This is a genomic window from Endobacterium cereale, from assembly GCF_009617585.1.
Lineage (GTDB): Bacteria > Pseudomonadota > Alphaproteobacteria > Rhizobiales > Rhizobiaceae > Neorhizobium > Neorhizobium cereale.
In genome coordinates this window covers 97,593-118,606 of record NZ_WIXI01000043.1, presented here as the reverse complement: position 1 = coordinate 118,606, position 21,014 = coordinate 97,593, and the positions used below count along the sequence as shown (strand labels likewise).

The window sequence follows — 21,014 nt, the reverse complement described above, 5'->3', positions numbered from 1 at the left end:
CATGCCATCCGCCCCATAGCTTACGCGGCAGCAATCACGGAGGTTTCGAATGCTGACCATCTATGGTGTCTATCGCTCACGCGCCACGCGCCCGCTCTGGCTTCTTACTGAACTTAATCACCCTTTCCGCCTGGCACCTGTCATCCAGGCCTATCGCATCAGCGAGCCGTTGCAGCCGGAAGCACCGCTCAACACGCTTTCACCCGATTTTCTGGCCGTCAACCCGATGGGCTCGATCCCTTCGATGGACGATGACGGTTTCGTGCTGCACGAATCGCTGGCGATCAGCCTTTACATCGCTCGCAAATATGGCGGCGATCTTGGCCCCAAGGATATCGATGAAGAAGCACTGATGGTGCAGTGGTCGCTGTTTACCGCCACCAGCATCGAGAGCGCGGCACTGGAGATTTCCGGCACGGTCGCCCGCGGCGAGCAGGAAAGCGAAGAAGGCAAGACCGTGATCGACGTTGCAGCCCGCCGGCTGAAACGTCCGCTCGATGTTCTGGAAAAGCATCTTTCCACCAACAGCCACATGGTGGGCGGACGCTTCACCGTTGCCGATATCAACGTGGCGGAATGCGTTCGTTACGGGCAGGGCCACGCGCCGCTTCTGGAAAGCCGACCGGCCTTGAAGGCATGGTTGGAAACCTGCCAGAGCCGACCGGGCTTCAAGACCATGTGGGAAGCCCGCAACAACGAACCGGCATAACCAGCGCGACCGATCGGAGTTTCGCGAATTCGCCGGCGACGCCTCGCGGAACTCCGACACGTCTTACGATGTCCCCCATGCCATCCGAGCGGTGTGGCGCGGCAACCGTCTTTGCGGAAAAATCGCCGCTTATCGATGACAAGCCGCACCCGCGCTTCCCACGTTCATCGAGAGGAATAGCGCGGCGCCATTGGCACGTGATGGGATTTTGATTGCGCACGCCACAAACATGAGTATTACAATCAGAATATACTTGTCGGGGCATGGGCATGCAATCCAATCGGCTGGGCACACTCTATGTGTCCGAGAAAAACCGTCTTTCACGCATGATTGCGCGGATCTTCTCAAACAGAAATGACGTGGAAGACATTGTCCACGATGCTTTTATCCGTTTCATAACAGCGCGCCTCGGCGGCATCGATCAGGAAAAAGCCTACATTGCCCGCATTGCACAGAACCTGGCGATCGATGCGCAGCGCAAGGCAAAAAAGCATCCCTCAGCGGATATCGACCTCTTCGAGATGATCGATCCGTCGCCATCGCCGGAACAGGTGGTGGCGGATCGGCAAGCGCTAGCAATCACGCTCTCGGCACTGGAAAAACTGCCAGGCAAGACACGCCGGGCTTTTGAAATGCATCGCGTGGGTGACATGACCATCACGCAGATAGCCTCCGAACTCGGCATATCCAGCAGCAATGCGGGCCGACATGTCATCGACGGATATCAGTTGCTTCGAGACGCACTGCGTCGGCACGGGCTTTGACTCCATCTTTTTTGGGAAAACCGCGACAATGATACGTCATCATGATGAAAGACGAGTGCGCGGCGGGCTGCGATGACAGAGGATATTTCAGAGGATGACTGTTGGAGGGAAGCGCTTGCGCTTCTGCTGCGCTGGCAAGCCGAGCCCGACAATGATGTCATAAAGCAGGAGATCAAAGACTTCTGCGCGCTAAGCACCAGTCACCTTGACGCCTGGCTTGAAGCCAAGAAAGTATACCGTATCGGCGGCATGGCGGTCGATGCCGGCAAGCAGCCCGGTCACCCGTCGTCTCGCACGTCGTCGATTTCCCGTCGCCAGATACTGCTGTCTCTCGGCATTCTGACTGTCGCCGGAGGCGCCTTGGCGTATCGATCCGGATCAACCCTGCCTGCCGGCACGACACAAACCCGGGTTGCCGAAGTCAGAGAGATCACCTTGGAGGATGGAACCCGGGTAACCGTTGGCCCCGACACGACATTTTCCGTTTCCATGCGTGAAGACAGCCGCGTTTTGGAATTGCAGGACGGGCTCGTGTATTGCTCGCCGGCTAGCGATTGGCGCCCGTTTGTCTTAAAAACCGCCAGAATGTCCGTCTCGTGTTCAAACGCCACCGTGGAGGTGATGGCGGATGATGGCAGCTGTTGTGTAACGGTTGCCGAAGGCTCCGCTCAGGTCCGTTTCGAGCCTGCAATGAATGGCGATGACGAAATCGGTTCGGGCGAGTGGCTCCGCGTCGGAGACATCAGCGGTATAGAGCGCGGCAACAGCGATCCGCAACAGGCCGGCCAATGGCGCAACGGCACGCTGGTTGTCGAAAACGAAAGCGTCGGCACGGTGATCAGGCGGATAGCCCGCTGGCAACGCAGCAAAATCTTCATTCCTCAGGAGCGACTTGCCGCATCGCGTGTCAGCGGTCTTTACGACCTGTCGGACCCATTGGTGGCAATGCAGGCCGTCATTGGTCCGCACGGCGGGCATGTTCGCAAACTCGCACCATGGACGGTGGTCCTCACCACCCTCTGAACGATTTTTTGGGAAAAGCGCAGGCCTCTTTCGTCAATCCCTATGAAGACGACCGCAGCCGGTGTGTCGGCCTTCGATCTGGTGTGAGGGGTAAGATGACGTTTTTCAAAACTCGCGGCGGTCCGGTCGGGCTGGTTGCAGCATTTCTATTGTCGTCAACATGCATTGCGGCAGTGCCCGCTACGGCGCAGGAAATCGGAGCAAGCCGCAACTTCAGTATTCCGGCAGGTCCGCTGTCACGAAGCCTGGTGTTGTTCGGGCGGCAAGCTGGATTTCAGGTAAGCTACCAGCCGTCGATCGCGCGCGGAAAAACCTCTCCCCAGGTCTCTGGAGCAGTCGACTTGCGCACTGCCCTGTCACAGCTCCTGGCGGGCAGCGGCATTTCATACCGCGTGCAGGGAAATATCGTCTATCTGACCGGTACTGAGGATGCTGCCGGTCCCGCCGTGTCCTCCGATGGCGCCACGGTGCTGCAGACGATCACGGTCGAAGGCGAAAACGCGACGGGGCCGCTAACCGGTCTCGTGGCCACTCGCAGCGCAACGGGCACCAAGACGGACACACCGCTGCTCGATACAGCCGCTTCGGTTTCCGTGGTGGGCGAACCGGAGATGAAGCGAAGAGGCGTTACCAATCTCGATCAGGCACTGGCCTATACATCCGGCGTGAATACCAATCTTTACGGGGCCGACAAGCGCTATGACTTCATCGCCATCCGCGGTTTTGTCGAAACCGGCAAGGGCATTTATCGCGATGGCTTGCAGAATCGGGTGAACAATTTTACCGGCAGCCGGATCGAGCCTTACGGCATGCAGCGCCTGGAAGTGATGAAGGGGTCGACCTCCACGCTGTATGGACTGAACGCGCCCGGCGGCCTCGTCAACATGATCACCAAGCGTCCGCAGGACACGCCGTTCGGTGAAGTCTACACGACCGTCGGTGAGGATCATGTCGAAACCGGCACGGATTTCGGTGGTTCGATCGATGCCGACGGCGATTGGACCTATCGCCTTACCGGCAAGTGGCAGAATGCCGAGGACGGCTTTGAATGGGCAAAGGATGACCGCGTCTACATCGCGCCGGCGCTGACATGGAAACTGACGGATGCCACCAGCCTGACGCTTCTGGCCGACTACAACAAGCGCAAGGGGGCGAACCGCTACGGAATCCCGCTGGGATCGGGCCTCGATCCGGATACATTCCTCGGAGAAAAGTCGCTCGACCGCAATGATACAATCGAGAAAAATATCGGTTACGTCTTCGATCATGATTTCGGCAACGGACTGAAATTCAACCAGACAGCGCGTTATACGGATATCGATCTCGTCAACCGCAATGTCTATCCGACAGACTATATGAGCGTCGAAAACCGGCGCATGGCGATGTTGGTGGATGGCGAACTTCAGCGTTTCGCGATCGACAGCAACCTGCAATACGATACGAGCTTCGACCGTTTTGAAAGCCGCACTCTGGTCGGCATCGATTATTCCCGGACCAAGGAAGAACAAAGCGATATTCGCGGCACGATCCCGGGTGTCGGCGTTGGCCGACTGGGCAATCCTGCTTATTGCAGCCCCAATTGCATTGTGACCCCGTCCCTGACGTTACCCTCGATGATCTCGTCGGGATCGGAAAGGACACTTGGCCTTTACGTCCAGGAAGAACTGACACTGGATGATCGATGGATCCTTTCCCTGGGCGGTCGCTACGACAAGGTTTATAGCGAAGCGGAAAGCCTCTTCACCAGTTTCGCGGCAACCGATAGCCAGTCCATTGATGATCACGCCTTTACCACACGCGTTGGATTGACCTGGAAAGCGACGGACGAACTATCGGTCTACGGTACCTATTCGGAATCGTTTGCTCCGATACCGCCGGTTCCGAGCCTTTACGGCGCGATCGGGATGCCATCACTGGCTGGCACTGCAAAACCGGTAGAGGGCGTCATGTATGAGGCAGGCGTCAAATACCGGCCAGACGGCATGAATGCGCTGTTTACGGCGGCAATCTTCGACATTTCGCAGACAAATGTGCCCTATTACAGTGGTTTCCAGCGCTTTCAGGTCGGCAAGGTGGATGCGCGCGGCATTGAACTGGAGGCGAAGGCGGAAATCACGGACCGCATGAACATGACCTTCGCCTATGCCTATACGGATTCCGAAATCATCGAGGGTGAAGGAACTGGCCAGGAAGGCAACCGCATGCAGTTCATTCCGGCGCATTCCGCGTCTGCATGGATCGATTATACCGTTCCTGGCAACGGAGTTCTCGGCGATCTGACCGTCGGCATTGGCGGCCGTTTTGTCGGATCACGGTATGCGGACAACAACAACAGGGTAAGACTTGCCTCCTATACGCTTTTCGACGCTGCACTGAACTACGCCATCACGGACAGCGCATCGCTTTCCGTCAATGTCACGAACCTGTTCGACAAGGACTACATCAGCCACATAGAGACCTTTAGCACCCCCGACACCGCATTTTACGGAGATCGGCGCGCGATCAGGGCAACACTCAAATACACCTGGTAAACTCGTATGGAACGATCGGCCTTGTCATATCGGTGAGGCCGATCGGAGACAGATCGATTTTGCGGCAGTCACCTAATTCTGGCGAATATGCTGCTCGATCAACCGTTTGAGCTCCGGCTCATTTCCGGCTTCAATACAATCCACCATGCGGCAATGCTGCATGGCCGACATTTCCACCCGCGTTCGCGTATGCCATTGCGACACAGGCGCCGACGAAGTGCGCTGCCTCAGTTCGGCAATGACGGTGTGCAGTTCTTCATTCCCGGCCAGATCCACATAGGCGCGGTGAAAGCTCAAATTTGCTTCGTAAAGCTCCAGCAAGGTACCGGACACCGTCAGATCCTGAAACTTGAGGGCAAGGTCACGCAGATTGGCGATGTCCGCTACAGTTGCGCAGGCAATGACCTTGGCGGTGATTCCGGTCTCGAGCATGATGCGGATTTCGGCGATGTCGTCCCATTGCTGACCGTCACTCTGGTAGACGTGGTAACCGCGGTTGGGAACGTGAACGACAACACGCTTGAGAGCCAACCGATCAAGCGCTCGGCGAATCTCATTGCGTCCACGCCCATAGCGGTTTTCCAGATCGATCTGCTTGAGCCACGCACCCGGTGCATAAATGCCGGACTGAATATCCTGCAGGATCAGCTGGGTCACATCCGGCATCACGTCGATTTCGGTGATCACAACCGGTTCCGTCATACTTGGCTCTCATCAAATTCGGATCGAACACTGCGTAATAAATAAGCAAAAATTTCTATTGCGCAAATCTTGCACCCTCAATACGATTGGTACCAATTTTGGTGAACATAAGAAATACCAAGCATGAAAAATTCAGATGCCGTCTGGGAACTCATCGATGCGAAGACCGCCGATTACACTCGGCTGAGCGATCAGGTATGGGATACGCCGGAAGTCAATTACGAGGAATTCTCCTCGTCGCAGGCGCATGCCGCACAGTTGGCAGCGGAAGGTTTTCGCATCACCCGCAATCTCGCAGGCATGCCGACGGCAATCATGGGTGAGGCTGGCGAAGGCGGCCCGGTCATCGCCATACTCGGCGAATACGACGCCCTGCCCGGCCTAAGCCAGGAAGCCGGCGTGGCCGAAGAGCGCCCGCTTGTTGTGGGCGGTCATGGCCATGGTTGCGGGCACAACCTGCTTGGGTCCGGCTCGATGCTCGCGGCTGCCGCCGTAAAGGATTACCTTGCCGCCAACAATATTCCCGGCCGCATCCGCTATTACGGCTGCCCGGCCGAAGAAGGCGGCTCCTCGAAAGGCTTCATGGTTCGTGCCGGCGTGTTTGATGATGTCGACATCGCCATCTGCTGGCATCCCGCCGCTTTTGTCGGCGTCAACAATCCGGTTTCGCTCGCCTGCAACGAACTGAATTTCCATTTTTCCGGCCGCGCCTCGCATGCCGCCGCCACGCCGCATCTCGGCCGCAGCGCGCTTGATGCGGTCGAACTGATGAATGTCGGCGTCAATTATCTGCGCGAGCACATGCCGTCGAGCGCCCGCGTCCATTACGCCGTCACAGACACCGGTGGCCATGCGCCGAACGTCGTGCAGGCCCGCGCCACCGTGCGGTACCTGGTGCGCGCCCGTGACCTGCCGGATCTCCTGGAACTCGTCGATCGCGTCAAGGATGTTGCCGCCGGTGCCGCACTGATGACCGGCACGACGGTGCGCAGCGAAATCATCAGCGGTGACGCCAATCTCGTCGGCAATACGCCGCTCGAAACCCTGATGCATGGCCATATCGAGCGTATTGGCCTCCCGGATTTCGACGATGCCGACCGCGCCGCCGCTGCCGAATTCCAGAAGACGTTTACGCCGGCCGACATCAAATCGTCCTTCCAGCGGTTCGGCCTCAAACCACGTCCGGGCGTATCGCTTTGCGACGTGATCTTCCCGCCTGAAAGCGGCGACGCCTCGATCATCGGCTCCACCGATGTCGGCACCGTCAGTTGGGTCGTTCCCACCGTGCAGGTACGCGGCGCCACCTATGCGATCGGTACGCCCGGCCATTCATGGCAACTGGTTGCACAGGGCAAGCTGCCCGCCGCTCACAAGGGCATGACGCATGCCGCCAAGGTGATGGCATCGACGGCTGCCGACCTGTTTGCCAACCCGGAAAGGATCGCCGAAGCGAAGGCCGATTTTGACTTCCGGCTTGAGGGAACGCCCTTCGTCAATCCGATCCCGGATGATGTCGATCCACCGATCCCGCCCGCTCAGGACGCCGCATGACACAACCCTCCTTCCTCGATCTGATCGGCAGCGGGCCTGACGGCTGGGGACCCGCCCTTGCCGCCGGCGCGCTGATGACGATCCTGATCGCGCTTGCCGGTTACGTGGTCGGCATGCTGTTCGGAGCGCTCGGCGCATGGGCCAAGATCGCGGGCGGGCCAATCGCGCGCGGCGTCGCCGGCACCTATACGACGGTGTTGCGCGGTATTCCCGATCTGCTGGTAATCTATCTGTTCTATTTCGGCGGCAGCACGGTTATTTCGGCGTTTGGTCACCTGTTCGGCGCAACCGGTTTCATCAGCTTTCCCGGATTTCTCGCCGGTGCGCTGGCCGTCGGCGTCACCTCGGGCGCGCAACAGACTGAAGTGTTTCGCGGCGCCTACAAGGCGGTCCACACCGGTGAACTGGAGGCTGCGATTGCCTGTGGCATGTCGCCTTTCATCCGCTTTCGCCGCATCATTGCACCGCTCACACTCCGATATGCATTGCCGGGCATGGGCAATGTCTGGCAAGTCGTGCTGAAGGAATCGGCACTCATCTCCATCACCGGCGTTGTCGAACTGCTGCGCCAGTCGCAGATCGCCGCCGGTTCCACCGGTCGGCCATTCGACTTCTACTTCATCGCCGCCATCATCTATCTGGCCATATCGACGATATCCGGCGCGCTGTTGCAGTTCAGCGAAAAACGCGTCAATCGCGGCGTGAGGAGAGGCTGATGGATATCGCGTTCCTCTACGAGACCTTTGTCACCCTCATCTCGGCCATTCCGTTGACCTTGCAACTGGCCGCAACCTCGGTTGCGCTGGGGGCCGTATTGGCGCTTGGTCTGGCAGTCTGCCGTCTGTCCGGCATATGGCCGCTCGACTGGTTTGCCCGCGGCTATATTTTCATCTTTCGCGGTACACCGCTGCTCGTCCAGATCTTTTTGATCTATTACGGGCTGGGGCAATTCCGCGAGGTGCGCCGCAGCGCCTTCTGGTTCATCCTGCGCGACCCCTACTGGTGCGCCATCATCGCCCTGATGCTCTGCACCGCCGCTTATTCGGCCGAAATCATTCGCGGCGGACTGCAGGCGGTTCCGCATGGCCAGATAGAGGCGGCCCGCGCCTGTGGCATGTCACGCTTCATGGTGTTTCGACGCATCATCCTGCCCCTTGCGATCCGCCAGGCATTGCCTGCCTATTCGAACGAGATCATTTCCATGGTCAAGGCAACCTCGCTCGCCTCGATCATCACCATCATGGAAGTGACCGGCGTCGCCGCCAAGATAATCTCCGAGACATACCGGGCGATCGAGGTGTTTGTCGTTGCCGGCGCCATCTATCTGGCGATCAACTTCATCCTGACCCGTGTTGTTGCCCTGATCGAATACCGCCTGAGCCCGCATTTGCGCCAGGCACCTGCCCTGCCCGCCGTCGCCGCAGGAGAAATGAGATGAACACCATGCCTGACATTGCCACGACCCCGGCCATCGAAATCCGCGGCCTGCGCAAGAGTTTCGGCCCGACCGAGGTGCTGAAGGGCATCGACCTGACGGCAAATGAGGGTGAGGTGATCTCCATCCTCGGCTCTTCCGGTTCCGGCAAATCGACCATGCTGCGCTGTATCAACATGCTGGAAACACCCGATGCCGGCGCCATCGTTGTCGCCGGTGAAAAGATCGCCATGAAGACCGACGGCAAGGGCAAGGCGACTATCGTCGACCGCCGTCAGGTCCAGCGCATCCGCTCCGAACTCGGCATGGTGTTCCAGAGCTTTAATCTCTGGTCGCATAAGACGGTGATCGAAAACATCATCGAAGCGCCGATCCACGTGCAGAACCGCTCCAAGGCGGAAGCGATCGCCGAAGCCGAGGTACTGCTCGAAAAGGTCGGCATTGCCGACAAGCGCAACCATTATCCGGCGCATCTCTCCGGCGGCCAGCAGCAGCGTGCAGCGATCGCCCGTGCGCTTGCCATGCGTCCGAAAGTGATGCTGTTCGACGAGCCAACCTCGGCACTTGACCCCGAACTGGTGGGTGAAGTGTTGCGCGTCATGCGCTCGCTTGCCGACGAAGGCCGCACCATGCTGGTCGTCACCCACGAAATGGGCTTTGCCCGCGACGTTTCAAACCGGGTGATCTTTCTGCATCAGGGCGCGATCGAGGAACAGGGGCATCCGGGCGAAATGTTCACCAACGCGCAGTCGGAACGTTTTCGCAAATTCATCAGCGGTTGATCACAAGAACCCAACAAGGAGACGGGGAACGAACATGACCTTTTTGAAAACTCTGGCCGCCGGCACGTTCGCGGCAATGGCACTGGCAAGCGCCGCATCCGCGCAGGAAAAGACCGAAATCACCATCGCAACCGAAGGTGCTTTCCCGCCCTATAACCTCACGAAACCGGACGGTACGCTCGACGGCTACGACGTCGAACTGGCCCACTATCTTTGCGACCACATGAAGATCAAGTGCACGATCGTCGCCCAGGCCTTCGACGGCATGATCCCGGCCCTCAACGCCGGTAAGTTCGATGCCATCATGGCCGGCATGTCGGCCACTGAAAAGCGCAAGGAAGTCATCGATTTCTCGATGTCCTACGGCAGCACCGGCCAGGCTTTCGCCGTTCTGAAGGATACTGATCTTTCCAAGATGCCGCTGAAGGACGCGCTTTATTCGCTGTCGAGCAACGAGGAAGGCGCTCGCAAGGCTGTCGAAGAGCTGAAGCCGCTGCTGAAAGGCAAGGTGATCGGCGTCCAGACGGCATCGATCGCATCGCGTTTCATCGATGAGTACCTCAAGGACACCGTCGAGAAGCGTGAATACAAGACCACCGAACAGCATGATCTTGATCTGCTGTCGGGCCGCGTCGACGTGATCATGGCCTCGATGGGCTACCTGAAGACGGCCGTCGAAAAGCCAACCAACGACGAAATGGAAATCGTCGGCCCGCGCTTCCAGGGTGGCTTCCTCGGCGCCGGCAGCTCGGTTGGTCTGCGCAAGAGCGATACGGCTCTGAAGGCCAAGTTCGATGAAGCCATCACTGCCGCCAAGGCCGACGGCACTTTGAAGACGCTGTCGATGAAGTGGTTCGGCTTCGACCTGACCCCGCAATAAGCATTGCGGTCCGGTTGAAACACGCCTGCTGAAGCAGTGGTGTAGGGTCAAAGAACAATGAAATCGGCAGGGTTAACTCCCTGCCGTTTTTTCACTCTTGTGAAGACATTTTTTGGCGACGCCGAAACGAGGTCTGTTCGCCAGTTTCGGAATATCCCGCCGCACGCAAGTGACTTGAGGTGCAGCTGGTCGGCCGTGGGTTTCCAGGCTCAGTCCCGCAGCGCGCCCGAATATAAACATGGCTTCCCCGCAGCTCGGCAGTCCCAAAATCAGATCAATCGCCTTTCGATATTTTGCCATCAGAAGCGCATTTGCACGCGCAGAATGCTGTGGGGCCACCCATCAACACGACGACCGATCCCCTGTCTTGAACGGGCTTTTATCTGCGACAGGCAGGTCGATACGTTTGATCTGCCGCAATGCAATCCTCCCTCATATGCCAGATATACAAGAGCGAGGAAATTGCTGCATTCGGCGTGTCGAGGCATGCCAGAATTCGTTTGGGGGCGGATCGGAATGTCGGGGGGAGTATCTGGCACTGCATGGAGTGCCGCGCGGCTGGAGGGTGTCAGCGATGCACTGAATGCCTCGCAGCGTATTCACGTCAATCTGCGCAACGAGATCATTTCGATGCGGCGCCGTCCGGGTGACCCGATCCATGAAAAGGATATTGCCCAGACATGCGGTGTCAGCCGCACGCCGGTTCGAGAGGCATTGCTTCGCCTGTCCGAAGAAGGACTGGTCGACATCATCGCCAAGTCCGGGACGCGGGTCTCGCGCATCCCTGTCAATGGCTTGCCGGAGGCGATACTTGCCCGCAAAGCCATTGAGCAGATGACGGCGCGCATGGCGGCAGAACTCGCCGCCAAAAGCGACATTCTGACGATGCAGGCCATTGTGGAGCGACAGGCAGAAGCGCTGCGATCCTGCGATTTCAACGGATTTCACGAGAATGACGAGGCCCTTCATCAGGCCATCATGCGCACGGCGGGCTATGTCGGCATATGGCGGTTCGTGGAAGAGATAAAGGTTCAGCTCGATCGGTTTCGGCGACTGACACTGCCGCAGGCCCATCGCATGGAGCGGGCGCTCTCGGAGCATGTCAGACTTGTCGAAGCCATCGATGACCGCAACCAGGATATGGCCGCAACAGTCATGGGCGAGCATCTGGATTGGCTAGGCACAAGTCTGGCGGGTATCCAGCATCTCAATCCGGACTATTTTCGCGGAGACCCGCGGGACGCGCATCCTCGTTGGATGAAGCCATCATCGACCCTATCGGCCGAGCTGAACGCATTTCAGGAGGCCATTGGGCACCAAACCGATCGTGATCCTCAAACGAGGCACATGGGAATCGGGAGCCATGCGGGCTCCTGAAACGGCGGCGGCTGCGCCATCGCGCACAGCCAGCCGATTTTTTGAAAACACGACTTCATAAGTGGAGGAAGTACATGAAATTCACCTCTTATTTTTCAGTAATTGCCGGAGCTGTCGCTCTGTCCACCATCAGCCCGGTCGGGATCAGCGCGGCTTTTGCCGCACCGGTGGTCTTCGAGATCGCGTTCAACCAGCCCGAGACGCACCCGCAGTTCAAGGCGCTGCAGATGTTCGCAGAGGGCCTGAAAAACCGCACCAATGGTGAATATTCTGCCGAGGTGTTCCCGAACGAACTTCTGGGTGCCCAGAAGGAAACGGTGGAGATGACCCAGACCGGAACCGTCGCCATGTCGGTCGCTGCCGCCAGCCTGCTGGAAAGCTGGAATCCTGATTTTTCCGTGTTCAACCTGCCTTATCTGTTCAACAGCATCGAAGAGCAGAAAGACGTTCTCAACAATCCCGAGATCGTCGGCGATCTTTATAATTCCGTGACCGATCAGAGCGTCATCGTCCTCGGTTCCTTTACCGCCGGTGCACGTTCCGTTTACCTGAAGGACCGCTTCGTGAAGACGCCCGCTGATCTGGCCGGAAAAAAGATCCGCGTCATGCAGTCGGACACCAACGTACAGATGATGAAGCACATGGGCGGTGTCGGCATCGCCATGGGTCAGGGTGAGGTTTACACCGCCATCCAGACCGGTGTTCTGGACGGCGGCGAAAACAACGAGATCGTCTATTCGTCTCTCAAGCATGCCGAAGTGGCCCCGTATTTCTCCAATACGCGCCACCTGATGATCCCCGACTATCTCGTCATGAACGTCGATCTCTACAAGGAACTGCCCGACGGCATTAAAACGATCCTGAAGGAAGAACTGGCAAAAGCCTTTGCCTTCGAATTCGACGCTTTTGCCGCCGATGCCGCCAAGGCCCGGGCCGACGCCGAAAAGGCCGGCGCCAAGTTCAGCGACGATGTCGACATGGAAGCCTTCCGCGCCGCAGTCAAACCGCTGGTCGACAGCAAACTGACCAACGACGTGACCAAGTCGATCTACCAGAAGATCGAAGCCTTGCGCTAATCGTCCAACCGCCTGGATCGTCATATCCAACGAAATTGGCGATCCGGGACCTCCTCGCCTCATACCAATAACACTGGCAAGCCCGGGCGGTCGACGATCCCCGGACAGACAGGGATTGAATCAATGGAAACCATCAAGCGGAGGGTCGATCAGATCCTTGCCTTCTGCTGTATCCTGCTCTGCGGCCTCCTCACAGCCGTGGTCACCTGGCAGGTCGTCGCGCGCTACCTCTTCAACAGCCCAGGGGCGCAATCGGAGGAGCTGGCAAAAATCATGTTCGTCTGGCTGACACTTTTTGCCGCCTCGCTGCTGTTCGGTGAAAAGGGCCATATGAATATCGGCATCCTGTGTGATGCGTTGCCGGCCCGCTGGAACATTTCGTTGCAGATCGTCAGCAGCGTGCTGATTCTTGCCTTCTGCGTCGCCATCCTCGTGGTCGGCGGCTGGGATGCCGTTGGTCGCACCATGCGACAGACCAACGCCGCAATGCCCTATGTCACGACGGGTCAGATCTATCTGGCTTTGCCGATCTGCGGCCTGTTCTCAAGCTTTTATTGCATCAACAATATCATCGCCGATGTCAGGCGTCTCGCCGCCGTCATCTCGGGCGGACGCCAGCAACAGGAGGGCTGATCCATGTCGAACGCAGCAGACATCGGGCTGATCATGCTCATCAGCATCCCTATTCTTCTTGCTATCGGCGTGCCGATCAGCATCAGCATGGGCATCGGCTCCGTGCTCGCCATGGCAACCATCTTCACGTTCGACCGTATGGCGATCACCGCCGCCCAGCGTATTTTCAGTGGCGTGAACAGCTTTTCGTTGCTGGCAATTCCCTTCTTCGTGCTCGCCGGCATCATCATGACCAACGGCGGAATAGCGCGAAGATTGATCAATTTCGCCAAGGCGCTGATCGGCTTCATTCCCGGCGCGCTGATACAGACCAACATTGTCGCCAACATGCTGTTCGGCTCCATCAGTGGTTCCGGCGTGGCTGCCGCCGCCGCGATCGGCGGTGCCATCGGGCCACAGCAGAAGGACGACGGTTATGACCCGGCTGCCGCTGCCGCCGCCAACATCGCATCTGCACCGTCCGGCATGCTGATCCCACCCAGCAACACCTTCATCATCTATTCGCTGGCAAGCGGCGGGACTTCGGTCGCAGCCCTGTTTCTCGCCGGATATATCCCCGGCATTCTCTGGGGCCTGGCCTGCATCATCCCTGCTTTCCTCTATGCCCGCCGGGCGGGTTACAAGGCGCAGGGTTTTGCCAGGTTCCAGGAAAATTTCCGGGTTACCATCGAAGCGATGCCAGCTCTTCTTCTGATCGTTCTCATCGTCGGCGGCATCATTTCCGGTATTTTCACGCCCACCGAAGCAAGCTGTATCGCGGTGGTCTACGTGCTGGTACTCTCCTTCTTCTACCGCACGATCACCGTGCAGATGATTCCGGGTTTCCTTCTCGAAACCGCCAAGACCACCGGCATGATCATCTTCATGATCGGTATTTCGGCAGTGATGGGCTGGATCATGGCCTATGCGAAAATCCCCAACATCATCGCCTCGTCGCTGCTGGGGGTCACCGACAATCCCATCCTCATTCTGTTGATGATGAACGTCATCATGCTGCTTTTGGGATGTGTGATGGACCCGACGCCTGCGATCCTCATCTTTGCGCCGATCTTCCTGCCGATCGCGATATCGCTCGGGATCGACCCGGTGCATTTCGGTGTCATTATGGTCTTCAATCTTTGCATCGGAACGATCACACCGCCGGTGGGGCCAATCCTGTTTGTTGGGTGCCGAATAGCCCAACTCAGGATCGAGGACGTATTCAAGCCGCTGCTGCTGTATTTCCTTGTCCTGACCGTCATGCTTCTTGTCGTCACGTTCATACCTGCCCTGTCCCTGGCACTGCCGCAGGCCGCGGGCCTGATAAGATAAGGTGATTGGCCAATGATTTGAGCCGAATGCAGGCAGACAAATCCGGGCCGCATGATAGATGTGCCATCTCAGCCGAGATGGCACATCGTTTTTCGACGAAGGCATCACTGCCCGACCGGACTTAGCTGAGGCACTGACAACAGCAGACCTGTTTTTCTCATCCAAAGAGGCGAACAGATGGAGGAAACCGTGAATTTGATTGGTGCAGATTGTTTGCGTAGACAGCCCGATTTGCGGCATGCCGGGCGTAATTCCCCACCGGATGCAAGCGCATTTGTGCAGAGGGCGTGGTGCGGCAGGCTTGCCATTACAGCTCTGGCTTTCCTCACCATGCAAACCCCCGGACTTGCCGCGGAAGGCCATGCTTCGCTTGATGGTGCCGCGCTCGGCCCGATCTGGGCTCTTCCCTTTGTCGGCATCCTCCTCTCCATCGCGCTCGCACCGCTTCTCGCGGCAAAATTCTGGCATCATCATTTCGGCAAGGTGGCCGCTTTCTGGGCGCTTACCTTCATCGTGCCCTTTGCGGCAAGCCATGCATCGGGCGTTGTCGCCTCCGAGATGACCCATGCCATCCTTCTCGATTACGTGCCCTTCGTGATCCTTCTGACCGCGTTGTTCACGATTTCCGGCGGCATTCTGGTCACGGGCAACCTGCATGGATCACCTCGACTGAATACCACCTTCCTTGCCATAGGCACGTTCCTGGCTTCGGTGATCGGCACTACGGGCGCCTCCATGGTACTCATCCGACCGCTACTGCGTGCCAATGACGGCCGCCGCCACAATGTTCATGTCGTGGTGTTCTTTATCTTCCTCGTTTCCAATATCGGCGGCTCGCTGACGCCGCTTGGAGACCCGCCACTCTTCCTCGGTTATCTGCGCGGCGTCAGCTTTTTCTGGACGGCCTCGCATATGCTGGCGGAAATGGGCTTTGCCGTTCTGATCCTGCTCGCCCTGTTCTGGCTGGTCGACAGCTATCTCTACAAGGGTGACCATGATTTTCGTGGTGTCATCGATCCCACACCGGATACAATACGAATAGGCATAACCGGCAAGATCAACTTCATCCTGTTGCTTGTCGTTGTCGGCGCGGTGCTGATTTCCGGCTCGTGGAAGCCCGGTATATCCCTGCCCGTTTTCGGTCTGCAGCTCGAACTGCAGAATATCGTCCGCGACCTGATCCTGATCGGCGCGGCCATCGCTTCGCTTTTCCTGACACCAGCAGGACTTCGTGAAAAAAATGGCTTCGAATGGGGGCCGATGCTGGAAGTCGGCAAGCTGTTTGCGGCGATCTTCGTTACCATCATCCCGGTCATTGCCATGTTGAAGGCCGCTGAAAACGGCGCGTTCGCACCGCTGGTCGCTCTTGTAACCTCACCTGACGGTGCACCGATCGATGCCATGTATTTCTGGATGACCGGCATTCTGTCGTCCTTCCTAGACAATGCACCGACCTACCTCGTTTTCTTCAATCTCGCAGGCGGTGATCCGGCGGAACTGATGGGGCCGCTGGCCAGAACGCTTGTCGCGATTTCCTGCGGTGCGGTGTTCATGGGCGCCAACAGCTACATCGGCAATGCGCCCAACTTCATGGTGAAGGCCATTGCCGAAAACGCCGGCGTAAAAATGCCGAGCTTCTTCGGCTACATGGCCTGGTCCATCGGTATTCTCGTGCCTGTTTTCGTTCTTGTGACCTTCGTTTTCTTCCGGGCTTGATACGGCAATACCGGTGGTTGCCTTGGAATTGCGGCCATCAGTCACCGGCCCCGGCAGTGGTCAAGCACTGCCGGGGCGATTTTTGTTTACCGGGTCTGCACGTTATCGAGCGCGAGGTTCATTTCGAGCACGTTGACGATCTTCTCCGGCGTAAACATTCCACCCGCTGCAAAAGCCCGTTCGGAAATCAGCTTTTCCAGCTGATCGGCAGGAATATTGCGGGCTTCTGCAATACGACTGACCTGATAGCGGGCGGCGCGCTCGGTGATATGCGGATCGAGACCGGCACCGGACGCTGCGGCGAGTTCCGCCGGTAGCGGGTTTTCCGCTGTTGCACCGTAAGCGGCCACGGTTTCGTTCGCGCGGTCCGTCAGGTCGGTGCTGGTTGGCGACTTGTTGGAGCCGCCGGCGCCGGCACTGTTGTAATCCACCGCGGAAGGACGCGGCCAGAAATACCGGGCCTGCGTGAAGGCCTGGGCCACCTGACGACTGCCGATGACCGTGCCGTCCGCTTTGGTGATGATCGAGGCTTCGGCCGTGCCGGGCGTGATCGCCTGACCGACAGCCCAGACGGCTGCGGAATAACCGCCGACGCAGATCGCCATGGTGGCAACGGTGATGCGCAGGCTGGAGAGAAAGGTTTCCATGATCGGGACCTCTTATTTCATGAACATGACGTGTTCGGCGATAGGGCCGAGCGTGGCGGCGGGGAAGAAGGTGAGCGCGCCGACGATGATGACTGTCGCCGTAAGCATGCCCGCGAACGTGCCGTCTTCGACCGAAAGCGTCCCAGAGGATTCCGTTGCACGACGCTTGGCCGACAGGGAACCGACGATGGCGAGCGGCAGGATGATCGGGATGAAGCGGGCAAGCAGCATCACGATACCGGTTGCGATGTTCCACGGCGTGGTAGCGTCACCGAGACCTTCGAAGCCCGAACCATTGTTGGCGGCGGCAGACGAAAATTCATAGAGAATTTCGCTGAAACCGTGCGGGCCTACATTGTTGAGCGTATCGGCACCCCAGGGGGTGACCGCGAAGACCGCCGTGCCGACGAGAATGAAGAAGCCGTGGGAAAGAAGAGCCAGCATGGCGAACTTCACTTCCTTGGCCTCAACCCGCCAGCCGAGATATTCCGGTGTGCGGCCGATCATCATGCCGGCAATGAAAACGCCGACGACGATGTAAAGGAACATGTTGACCATGCCGACGCCGACACCGCCAAAATCTTCGTTCAGCCACATGCCGATCATCGGCATCATGCCCGTCAGCGGATTGAGGCTGTCATGCATGGCATTGACCGAACCGTTGCTGGTGGATGTCGTAACGACTGCCCAGAGTGGGCCGGCGGAGGCACCAAAGCGCAGTTCCTTGCCTTCGAGGTTACCGACATCCTGGGTGATCGGCAGCGAAGTGAATGCCTGAGTGGGCACTGCTTCGAAACCGATAGACGCACTGATACGCGCGCCCATGAGGATGAGCATGACCGTGAACAGCACGCCGGCATGTTTCAGACGGCCGATGATGCGGCCGAACATCCATACGCAGGCCATCGGGATGATGATGATGGCGATGGTTTCGACGACGTTGGACCAGAAGCTCGGGTTTTCCAGCGGATGGGTGGAGTTCGGGCCGAAGAAGCCGCCACCGTTGGTGCCGACCTGCTTGATGGCGACGAAGGCTGCAACCGGGCCGCGAGCAATGGTCTGCTGCACCCCTTCCAGCGTGGTGGCGACCACCGAGCCGTTGAAGGTCATCGGCACACCGGTCAGAAGCAGAAGAATGGCGATGACGAATGCGACCGGCAGCAGAACCAGGAAGGTGGCGCGCTGCACATCAACGAAGAAGTTGCCGAGCTTGCGGCCCGCAAGGCCGCGTGCAACGGCGGTCAGCACGGCGAGACCAACGGCGGCCGAGACGAACTGAAGCCACATCAGCGCGGCAAGCTGCGAGAAGTAGCTCATCACCACTTCGCCGGAATAGTGTTGCAGGTTGGTGTTGGCGACAAAGGAGGCCGTCGTATTGAAGTTCAGACTGCCGTCGATCGCACCCTTTGCATCGGGATTGAGAGGCAGGACCTGCTGCAGCGCCAGGATGGCGAAGCAGACCACGAACAGGATGAGGTTGAAGCCGAGAAGGGAAACGACATAACGTTTCCAATCCTGGTCCCGCCGAGTGACGGAGCCGCCGATCGCCTGAAAGATGGCGGTAAAGCCGTTTGCCCCGCCCTGCCCGCGCGCCGGGTCCATGGCCCAGCTCATGTAGCGCCCGAGCGGCCAGGACAGAAGCGCAGTGCCGGCGAGGATAAAGACGACGAAGAGAATTGCCTGTGTCATTGTAATGTCTCCGGCCTCACGCGCGATCGAGCGCGTTGGCGAGGGCAAACAGAAGTCCGAAGACGACCAGCCCGAGAATGAGATAAAGAATGGTCATGGATGTCTCCGATCAGGCGAGGTTGAGGGCGACGATGGCCATGTCGATCAGCTTGATGCCGATGAAGGGCACCACGAGACCGCCGAGGCCATAGATGAGAAGATTTCGGCGCAGCAGCGGACCCGCGCCGATCGCCTTGTAGGCCACGCCGCGGAGAGCCAGCGGGATCAGCGCGATGATGATCAGCGCGTTGAAAATGATGGCCGACAGGATAGCGCTCTGCGGCGAATGCAGACCCATGACGTTGAGTGCATCGAGGCCCGGATAGAGCGTGACGAACATCGCCGGGATGATGGCGAAATATTTTGCCACGTCGTTGGCAATCGAGAAGGTCGTCAGCGAGCCGCGCGTCATCAGCAATTGTTTGCCGATCTCGACGATTTCGATAAGCTTGGTCGGATCACTGTCGAGGTCGACCATGTTGCCGGCTTCGCGGGCGGCAACCGTACCGGTGTTCATGGCAACGCCGACATCGGCCTGCGCCAGTGCCGGCGCATCGTTGGTACCGTCACCGCACATGGCAACGAGCTTGCCCTTGGCCTGTTCGTCGCGGATGAGCTGCAACTTGTTCTCAGGCGTTGCTTGCGCGAGGAAATCGTCGACACCGGCTTCGGCAGCGATAGCGGCTGCGGTCATGGGGTTGTCGCCGGTGATCATGACGGTGCGGATGCCCATCTTGCGCAATTCGGAGAAGCGCTCGCGGATGCCGCCCTTGACGATATCCTTGAGGTGGACGATGCCGAGCAGCCTTCCATCGCGGGCAACCGCCAACGGCGTTCCGCCGGCCTTCGCGATCTCGTCGGCGATTGCCTGCCCTTCCCTGATCGTCGCTTCCGAACCAGTGCCACCGGCAATCGACTGCGACTGCAGGTATTTGAGAACGGAATCGACGGCACCCTTACGGATTGTCGCGCCTTCGAAATCCACGCCACTCATGCGGCTCTGCGCGGTGAACGGCACAAAAGTGGCGTTGAGCTCCGTCATGTCGCGGGCGCGGATGCCATATTTTTCCTTGGCCAGTACGACGATCGAGCGGCCTTCCGGCGTTTCGTCGGCGAGCGACGAAAGCTGGGCGGCATCGGCCAGCTGTTCGGCGGTGACGCCGCGAACCGGACGGAACTCGGTAGCCTGACGGTTGCCGAGCGTGATTGTGCCGGTCTTGTCGAGCAGAAGCGTGTCGACATCGCCGGCCGCTTCGACTGCACGACCGGACATGGCCAGAACGTTGAAGCGAACGAGACGGTCCATGCCGGCAATGCCGATGGCCGACAGAAGTGCGCCGATCGTGGTCGGGATCAGCGTCACGAACAGCGCAACGAGAACGACGATCGGGATCGCGCCGCCTGCATAGGAGGCAAAGGCCGGGATGGTGGCTGTTGCCATGACAAAAATCAGCGTCAGGGCTGCAAGCAGGATATTGAGCGCGATTTCGTTCGGCGTCTTCTGACGTTCGGCGCCTTCGACAAGCGCGATCATGCGGTCGATGAAAGTGGAGCCGGCCGCAGCCGTGATACGGACCTTGATCCAGTCGGACAGAACCTGTGTGCCGCCGGTGACGGCCGAGCGGTCACCGCCGGATTCGCGAATGACGGGTGCGGATTCACCGGTGATCGCCGCTTCGTTGACCGAAGCAATACCCTCGATAATTTCACCATCGGACGGGATGATATCGCCGGCTTCAACGAGCACGACATCATTGACCTTCAGTGAGGTTCCGGAGACGTCCTTCCATTCGCGGCCTTCAGCCGAGGTGAGAAGCTTGGCCTGGGTTTCGGTGCGGGTCTTGCGCAGGCTCTCGGCCTGGGCCTTGCCGCGCCCTTCAGCCACCGCTTCCGCGAAGTTCGCGAAGAGGACCGTGAACCAGAGCCACAGAATGATCTGGAAGGAAAAACCGAGGCCTTCGGCGCCGGTCACCAGATCCTTGATGAAGAGGATGGTGGTCAGGGCAGACACAATGGCCACCACGAACATGACCGGGTTCTTGGCCATGGTTCGTGGATTGAGCTTGATGAATGCGCCGCCGATGGCGGGCACGAGTATGCGAGCATCGAACATGCTCGCGCTTTTGGGCTGGCTCATAAGAGACCCCAT

At 58.7% G+C, this 21,014-nt stretch carries 18 protein-coding genes; 14 read left to right on the top strand and 4 right to left on the bottom strand.

The annotated features are described in order from the left end of the window. The first annotated feature begins 49 nt into the window (after window positions 1–49). The 4 genes from GAO09_RS13170 to GAO09_RS13155 all read left to right on the top strand — a co-directional run bounded on the left by GAO09_RS13170 (window position 50) and on the right by GAO09_RS13155 (window position 5,027). Complete coding sequence (locus GAO09_RS13170) at window positions 50–709, top strand: glutathione S-transferase family protein (protein WP_153354463.1); 660 nt, start codon at window positions 50–52, stop codon at window positions 707–709. Between the two features lie 269 nt (window positions 710–978). Then, the gene (locus GAO09_RS13165; RefSeq protein WP_209018706.1) at window positions 979–1,473 is read left to right on the top strand and encodes an RNA polymerase sigma factor; all 495 of its coding nucleotides are present in this window, start codon (window positions 979–981) and stop codon (window positions 1,471–1,473) included. A 72-nt stretch (window positions 1,474–1,545) separates the two neighbouring features. Then, the gene (locus GAO09_RS13160) at window positions 1,546–2,496 is read left to right on the top strand and encodes a FecR family protein (RefSeq protein WP_153354461.1); all 951 of its coding nucleotides are present in this window, start codon (window positions 1,546–1,548) and stop codon (window positions 2,494–2,496) included. 95 nt (window positions 2,497–2,591) lie between these two features. After that, window positions 2,592–5,027: a TonB-dependent siderophore receptor gene (locus GAO09_RS13155; protein ID WP_209018705.1), complete on the top strand. Its 2,436-nt coding sequence runs from the start codon at window positions 2,592–2,594 to the stop codon at window positions 5,025–5,027. A 72-nt stretch (window positions 5,028–5,099) separates the two neighbouring features. On the opposite strand, the gene GAO09_RS13150 is transcribed toward GAO09_RS13155, so the two are convergent. After that, window positions 5,100–5,729 (bottom strand): GntR family transcriptional regulator, encoded by a 630-nt coding sequence (locus tag GAO09_RS13150; protein WP_153354459.1) that lies wholly within the window; start codon window positions 5,727–5,729, stop codon window positions 5,100–5,102. 123 nt (window positions 5,730–5,852) lie between these two features. Between GAO09_RS13150 and GAO09_RS13145 the strand changes: the two genes are divergently transcribed. The 10 genes from GAO09_RS13145 to GAO09_RS13100 all read left to right on the top strand — a co-directional run bounded on the left by GAO09_RS13145 (window position 5,853) and on the right by GAO09_RS13100 (window position 16,490). Next, a complete protein-coding gene (locus GAO09_RS13145) occupies window positions 5,853–7,280 on the top strand; it encodes a M20 family metallopeptidase (RefSeq protein ID WP_153354458.1) in 1,428 nt (475 codons plus the stop codon). Beyond that, window positions 7,277–7,996 carry an ABC transporter permease gene (locus tag GAO09_RS13140; protein ID WP_153354457.1) on the top strand — a complete coding sequence of 240 codons (720 nt, stop codon included), beginning with the start codon at window positions 7,277–7,279 and terminating at the stop codon, window positions 7,994–7,996. The genes GAO09_RS13145 and GAO09_RS13140 overlap by 4 nt, the downstream gene beginning before the upstream one ends. After that, window positions 7,996–8,718: an ABC transporter permease gene (locus GAO09_RS13135; protein ID WP_153354456.1), complete on the top strand. Its 723-nt coding sequence runs from the start codon at window positions 7,996–7,998 to the stop codon at window positions 8,716–8,718. Before GAO09_RS13140 ends, GAO09_RS13135 begins: the two co-directional genes overlap by 1 nt. Further along, window positions 8,715–9,497: an ABC transporter ATP-binding protein gene (locus tag GAO09_RS13130; protein WP_410767785.1), complete on the top strand. Its 783-nt coding sequence runs from the start codon at window positions 8,715–8,717 to the stop codon at window positions 9,495–9,497. The genes GAO09_RS13135 and GAO09_RS13130 overlap by 4 nt, the downstream gene beginning before the upstream one ends. A gap of 34 nt (window positions 9,498–9,531) precedes the next feature. Then, the gene (locus GAO09_RS13125) at window positions 9,532–10,377 is read left to right on the top strand and encodes a transporter substrate-binding domain-containing protein (protein WP_153354455.1); all 846 of its coding nucleotides are present in this window, start codon (window positions 9,532–9,534) and stop codon (window positions 10,375–10,377) included. 57 nt (window positions 10,378–10,434) lie between these two features. Beyond that, window positions 10,435–11,754: a GntR family transcriptional regulator gene (locus GAO09_RS13120; RefSeq protein ID WP_235938110.1), complete on the top strand. Its 1,320-nt coding sequence runs from the start codon at window positions 10,435–10,437 to the stop codon at window positions 11,752–11,754. Window positions 11,755–11,828: 74 nt separating this feature from the next. Next, complete coding sequence (locus GAO09_RS13115) at window positions 11,829–12,830, top strand: TRAP transporter substrate-binding protein (RefSeq protein WP_153354454.1); 1,002 nt, start codon at window positions 11,829–11,831, stop codon at window positions 12,828–12,830. 123 nt (window positions 12,831–12,953) lie between these two features. Further along, complete coding sequence (locus tag GAO09_RS13110; RefSeq protein ID WP_153354453.1) at window positions 12,954–13,463, top strand: TRAP transporter small permease; 510 nt, start codon at window positions 12,954–12,956, stop codon at window positions 13,461–13,463. A 3-nt stretch (window positions 13,464–13,466) separates the two neighbouring features. Next, window positions 13,467–14,774, top strand: a complete 1,308-nt coding sequence (locus tag GAO09_RS13105; RefSeq protein WP_153354452.1) for a TRAP transporter large permease — start codon at window positions 13,467–13,469, stop codon at window positions 14,772–14,774. A gap of 330 nt (window positions 14,775–15,104) precedes the next feature. Beyond that, entirely contained in the window at window positions 15,105–16,490 is a 1,386-nt protein-coding gene (locus GAO09_RS13100) for a sodium:proton antiporter (protein WP_153354451.1), read from the top strand. Between the two features lie 86 nt (window positions 16,491–16,576). Here the strand turns inward: GAO09_RS13100 and GAO09_RS13095 are convergent, their stop codons facing one another. From GAO09_RS13095 to kdpB, 3 genes are all read right to left on the bottom strand, one after another. Continuing rightward, window positions 16,577–17,137 (bottom strand): potassium-transporting ATPase subunit C, encoded by a 561-nt coding sequence (locus tag GAO09_RS13095; protein ID WP_153354450.1) that lies wholly within the window; start codon window positions 17,135–17,137, stop codon window positions 16,577–16,579. A gap of 12 nt (window positions 17,138–17,149) precedes the next feature. Beyond that, a complete protein-coding gene (gene kdpA, locus GAO09_RS13090) occupies window positions 17,150–18,826 on the bottom strand; it encodes a potassium-transporting ATPase subunit KdpA (RefSeq protein ID WP_153354449.1) in 1,677 nt (558 codons plus the stop codon). A 109-nt stretch (window positions 18,827–18,935) separates the two neighbouring features. Continuing rightward, on the bottom strand, window positions 18,936–21,002 hold the full coding sequence (gene kdpB / locus GAO09_RS13085; protein WP_153354448.1) for a potassium-transporting ATPase subunit KdpB: 2,067 nt from the start codon (window positions 21,000–21,002) through the stop codon (window positions 18,936–18,938). Window positions 21,003–21,014 lie beyond the last annotated feature (12 nt).

What these genes read in the sequence shown, in the direction of transcription:
- GAO09_RS13150 (WP_153354459.1), bottom strand. Translation starts at nt 5,729, where the DNA reads ATGACGGAACCGGTTGTGATCACCGAAATCGACGTGATGCCGGATGTG.
- GAO09_RS13130 (WP_410767785.1), top strand. Translation starts at nt 8,715, where the DNA reads ATGAACACCATGCCTGACATTGCCACGACCCCGGCCATCGAAATCCGC.
- GAO09_RS13120 (WP_235938110.1), top strand. Translation starts at nt 10,435, where the DNA reads ATGAAATCGGCAGGGTTAACTCCCTGCCGTTTTTTCACTCTTGTGAAG.
- GAO09_RS13125 (WP_153354455.1), top strand. Translation starts at nt 9,532, where the DNA reads ATGACCTTTTTGAAAACTCTGGCCGCCGGCACGTTCGCGGCAATGGCA.
- GAO09_RS13145 (WP_153354458.1), top strand. Translation starts at nt 5,853, where the DNA reads ATGAAAAATTCAGATGCCGTCTGGGAACTCATCGATGCGAAGACCGCC.
- GAO09_RS13140 (WP_153354457.1), top strand. Translation starts at nt 7,277, where the DNA reads ATGACACAACCCTCCTTCCTCGATCTGATCGGCAGCGGGCCTGACGGC.
- GAO09_RS13165 (WP_209018706.1), top strand. Translation starts at nt 979, where the DNA reads ATGCAATCCAATCGGCTGGGCACACTCTATGTGTCCGAGAAAAACCGT.
- GAO09_RS13095 (WP_153354450.1), bottom strand. Translation starts at nt 17,137, where the DNA reads ATGGAAACCTTTCTCTCCAGCCTGCGCATCACCGTTGCCACCATGGCG.
- GAO09_RS13170 (WP_153354463.1), top strand. Translation starts at nt 50, where the DNA reads ATGCTGACCATCTATGGTGTCTATCGCTCACGCGCCACGCGCCCGCTC.
- GAO09_RS13110 (WP_153354453.1), top strand. Translation starts at nt 12,954, where the DNA reads ATGGAAACCATCAAGCGGAGGGTCGATCAGATCCTTGCCTTCTGCTGT.
- GAO09_RS13155 (WP_209018705.1), top strand. Translation starts at nt 2,592, where the DNA reads ATGACGTTTTTCAAAACTCGCGGCGGTCCGGTCGGGCTGGTTGCAGCA.
- GAO09_RS13100 (WP_153354451.1), top strand. Translation starts at nt 15,105, where the DNA reads ATGCAAACCCCCGGACTTGCCGCGGAAGGCCATGCTTCGCTTGATGGT.
- GAO09_RS13105 (WP_153354452.1), top strand. Translation starts at nt 13,467, where the DNA reads ATGTCGAACGCAGCAGACATCGGGCTGATCATGCTCATCAGCATCCCT.
- kdpA (WP_153354449.1), bottom strand. Translation starts at nt 18,826, where the DNA reads ATGACACAGGCAATTCTCTTCGTCGTCTTTATCCTCGCCGGCACTGCG.
- GAO09_RS13160 (WP_153354461.1), top strand. Translation starts at nt 1,546, where the DNA reads ATGACAGAGGATATTTCAGAGGATGACTGTTGGAGGGAAGCGCTTGCG.
- kdpB (WP_153354448.1), bottom strand. Translation starts at nt 21,002, where the DNA reads ATGAGCCAGCCCAAAAGCGCGAGCATGTTCGATGCTCGCATACTCGTG.
- GAO09_RS13115 (WP_153354454.1), top strand. Translation starts at nt 11,829, where the DNA reads ATGAAATTCACCTCTTATTTTTCAGTAATTGCCGGAGCTGTCGCTCTG.
- GAO09_RS13135 (WP_153354456.1), top strand. Translation starts at nt 7,996, where the DNA reads ATGGATATCGCGTTCCTCTACGAGACCTTTGTCACCCTCATCTCGGCC.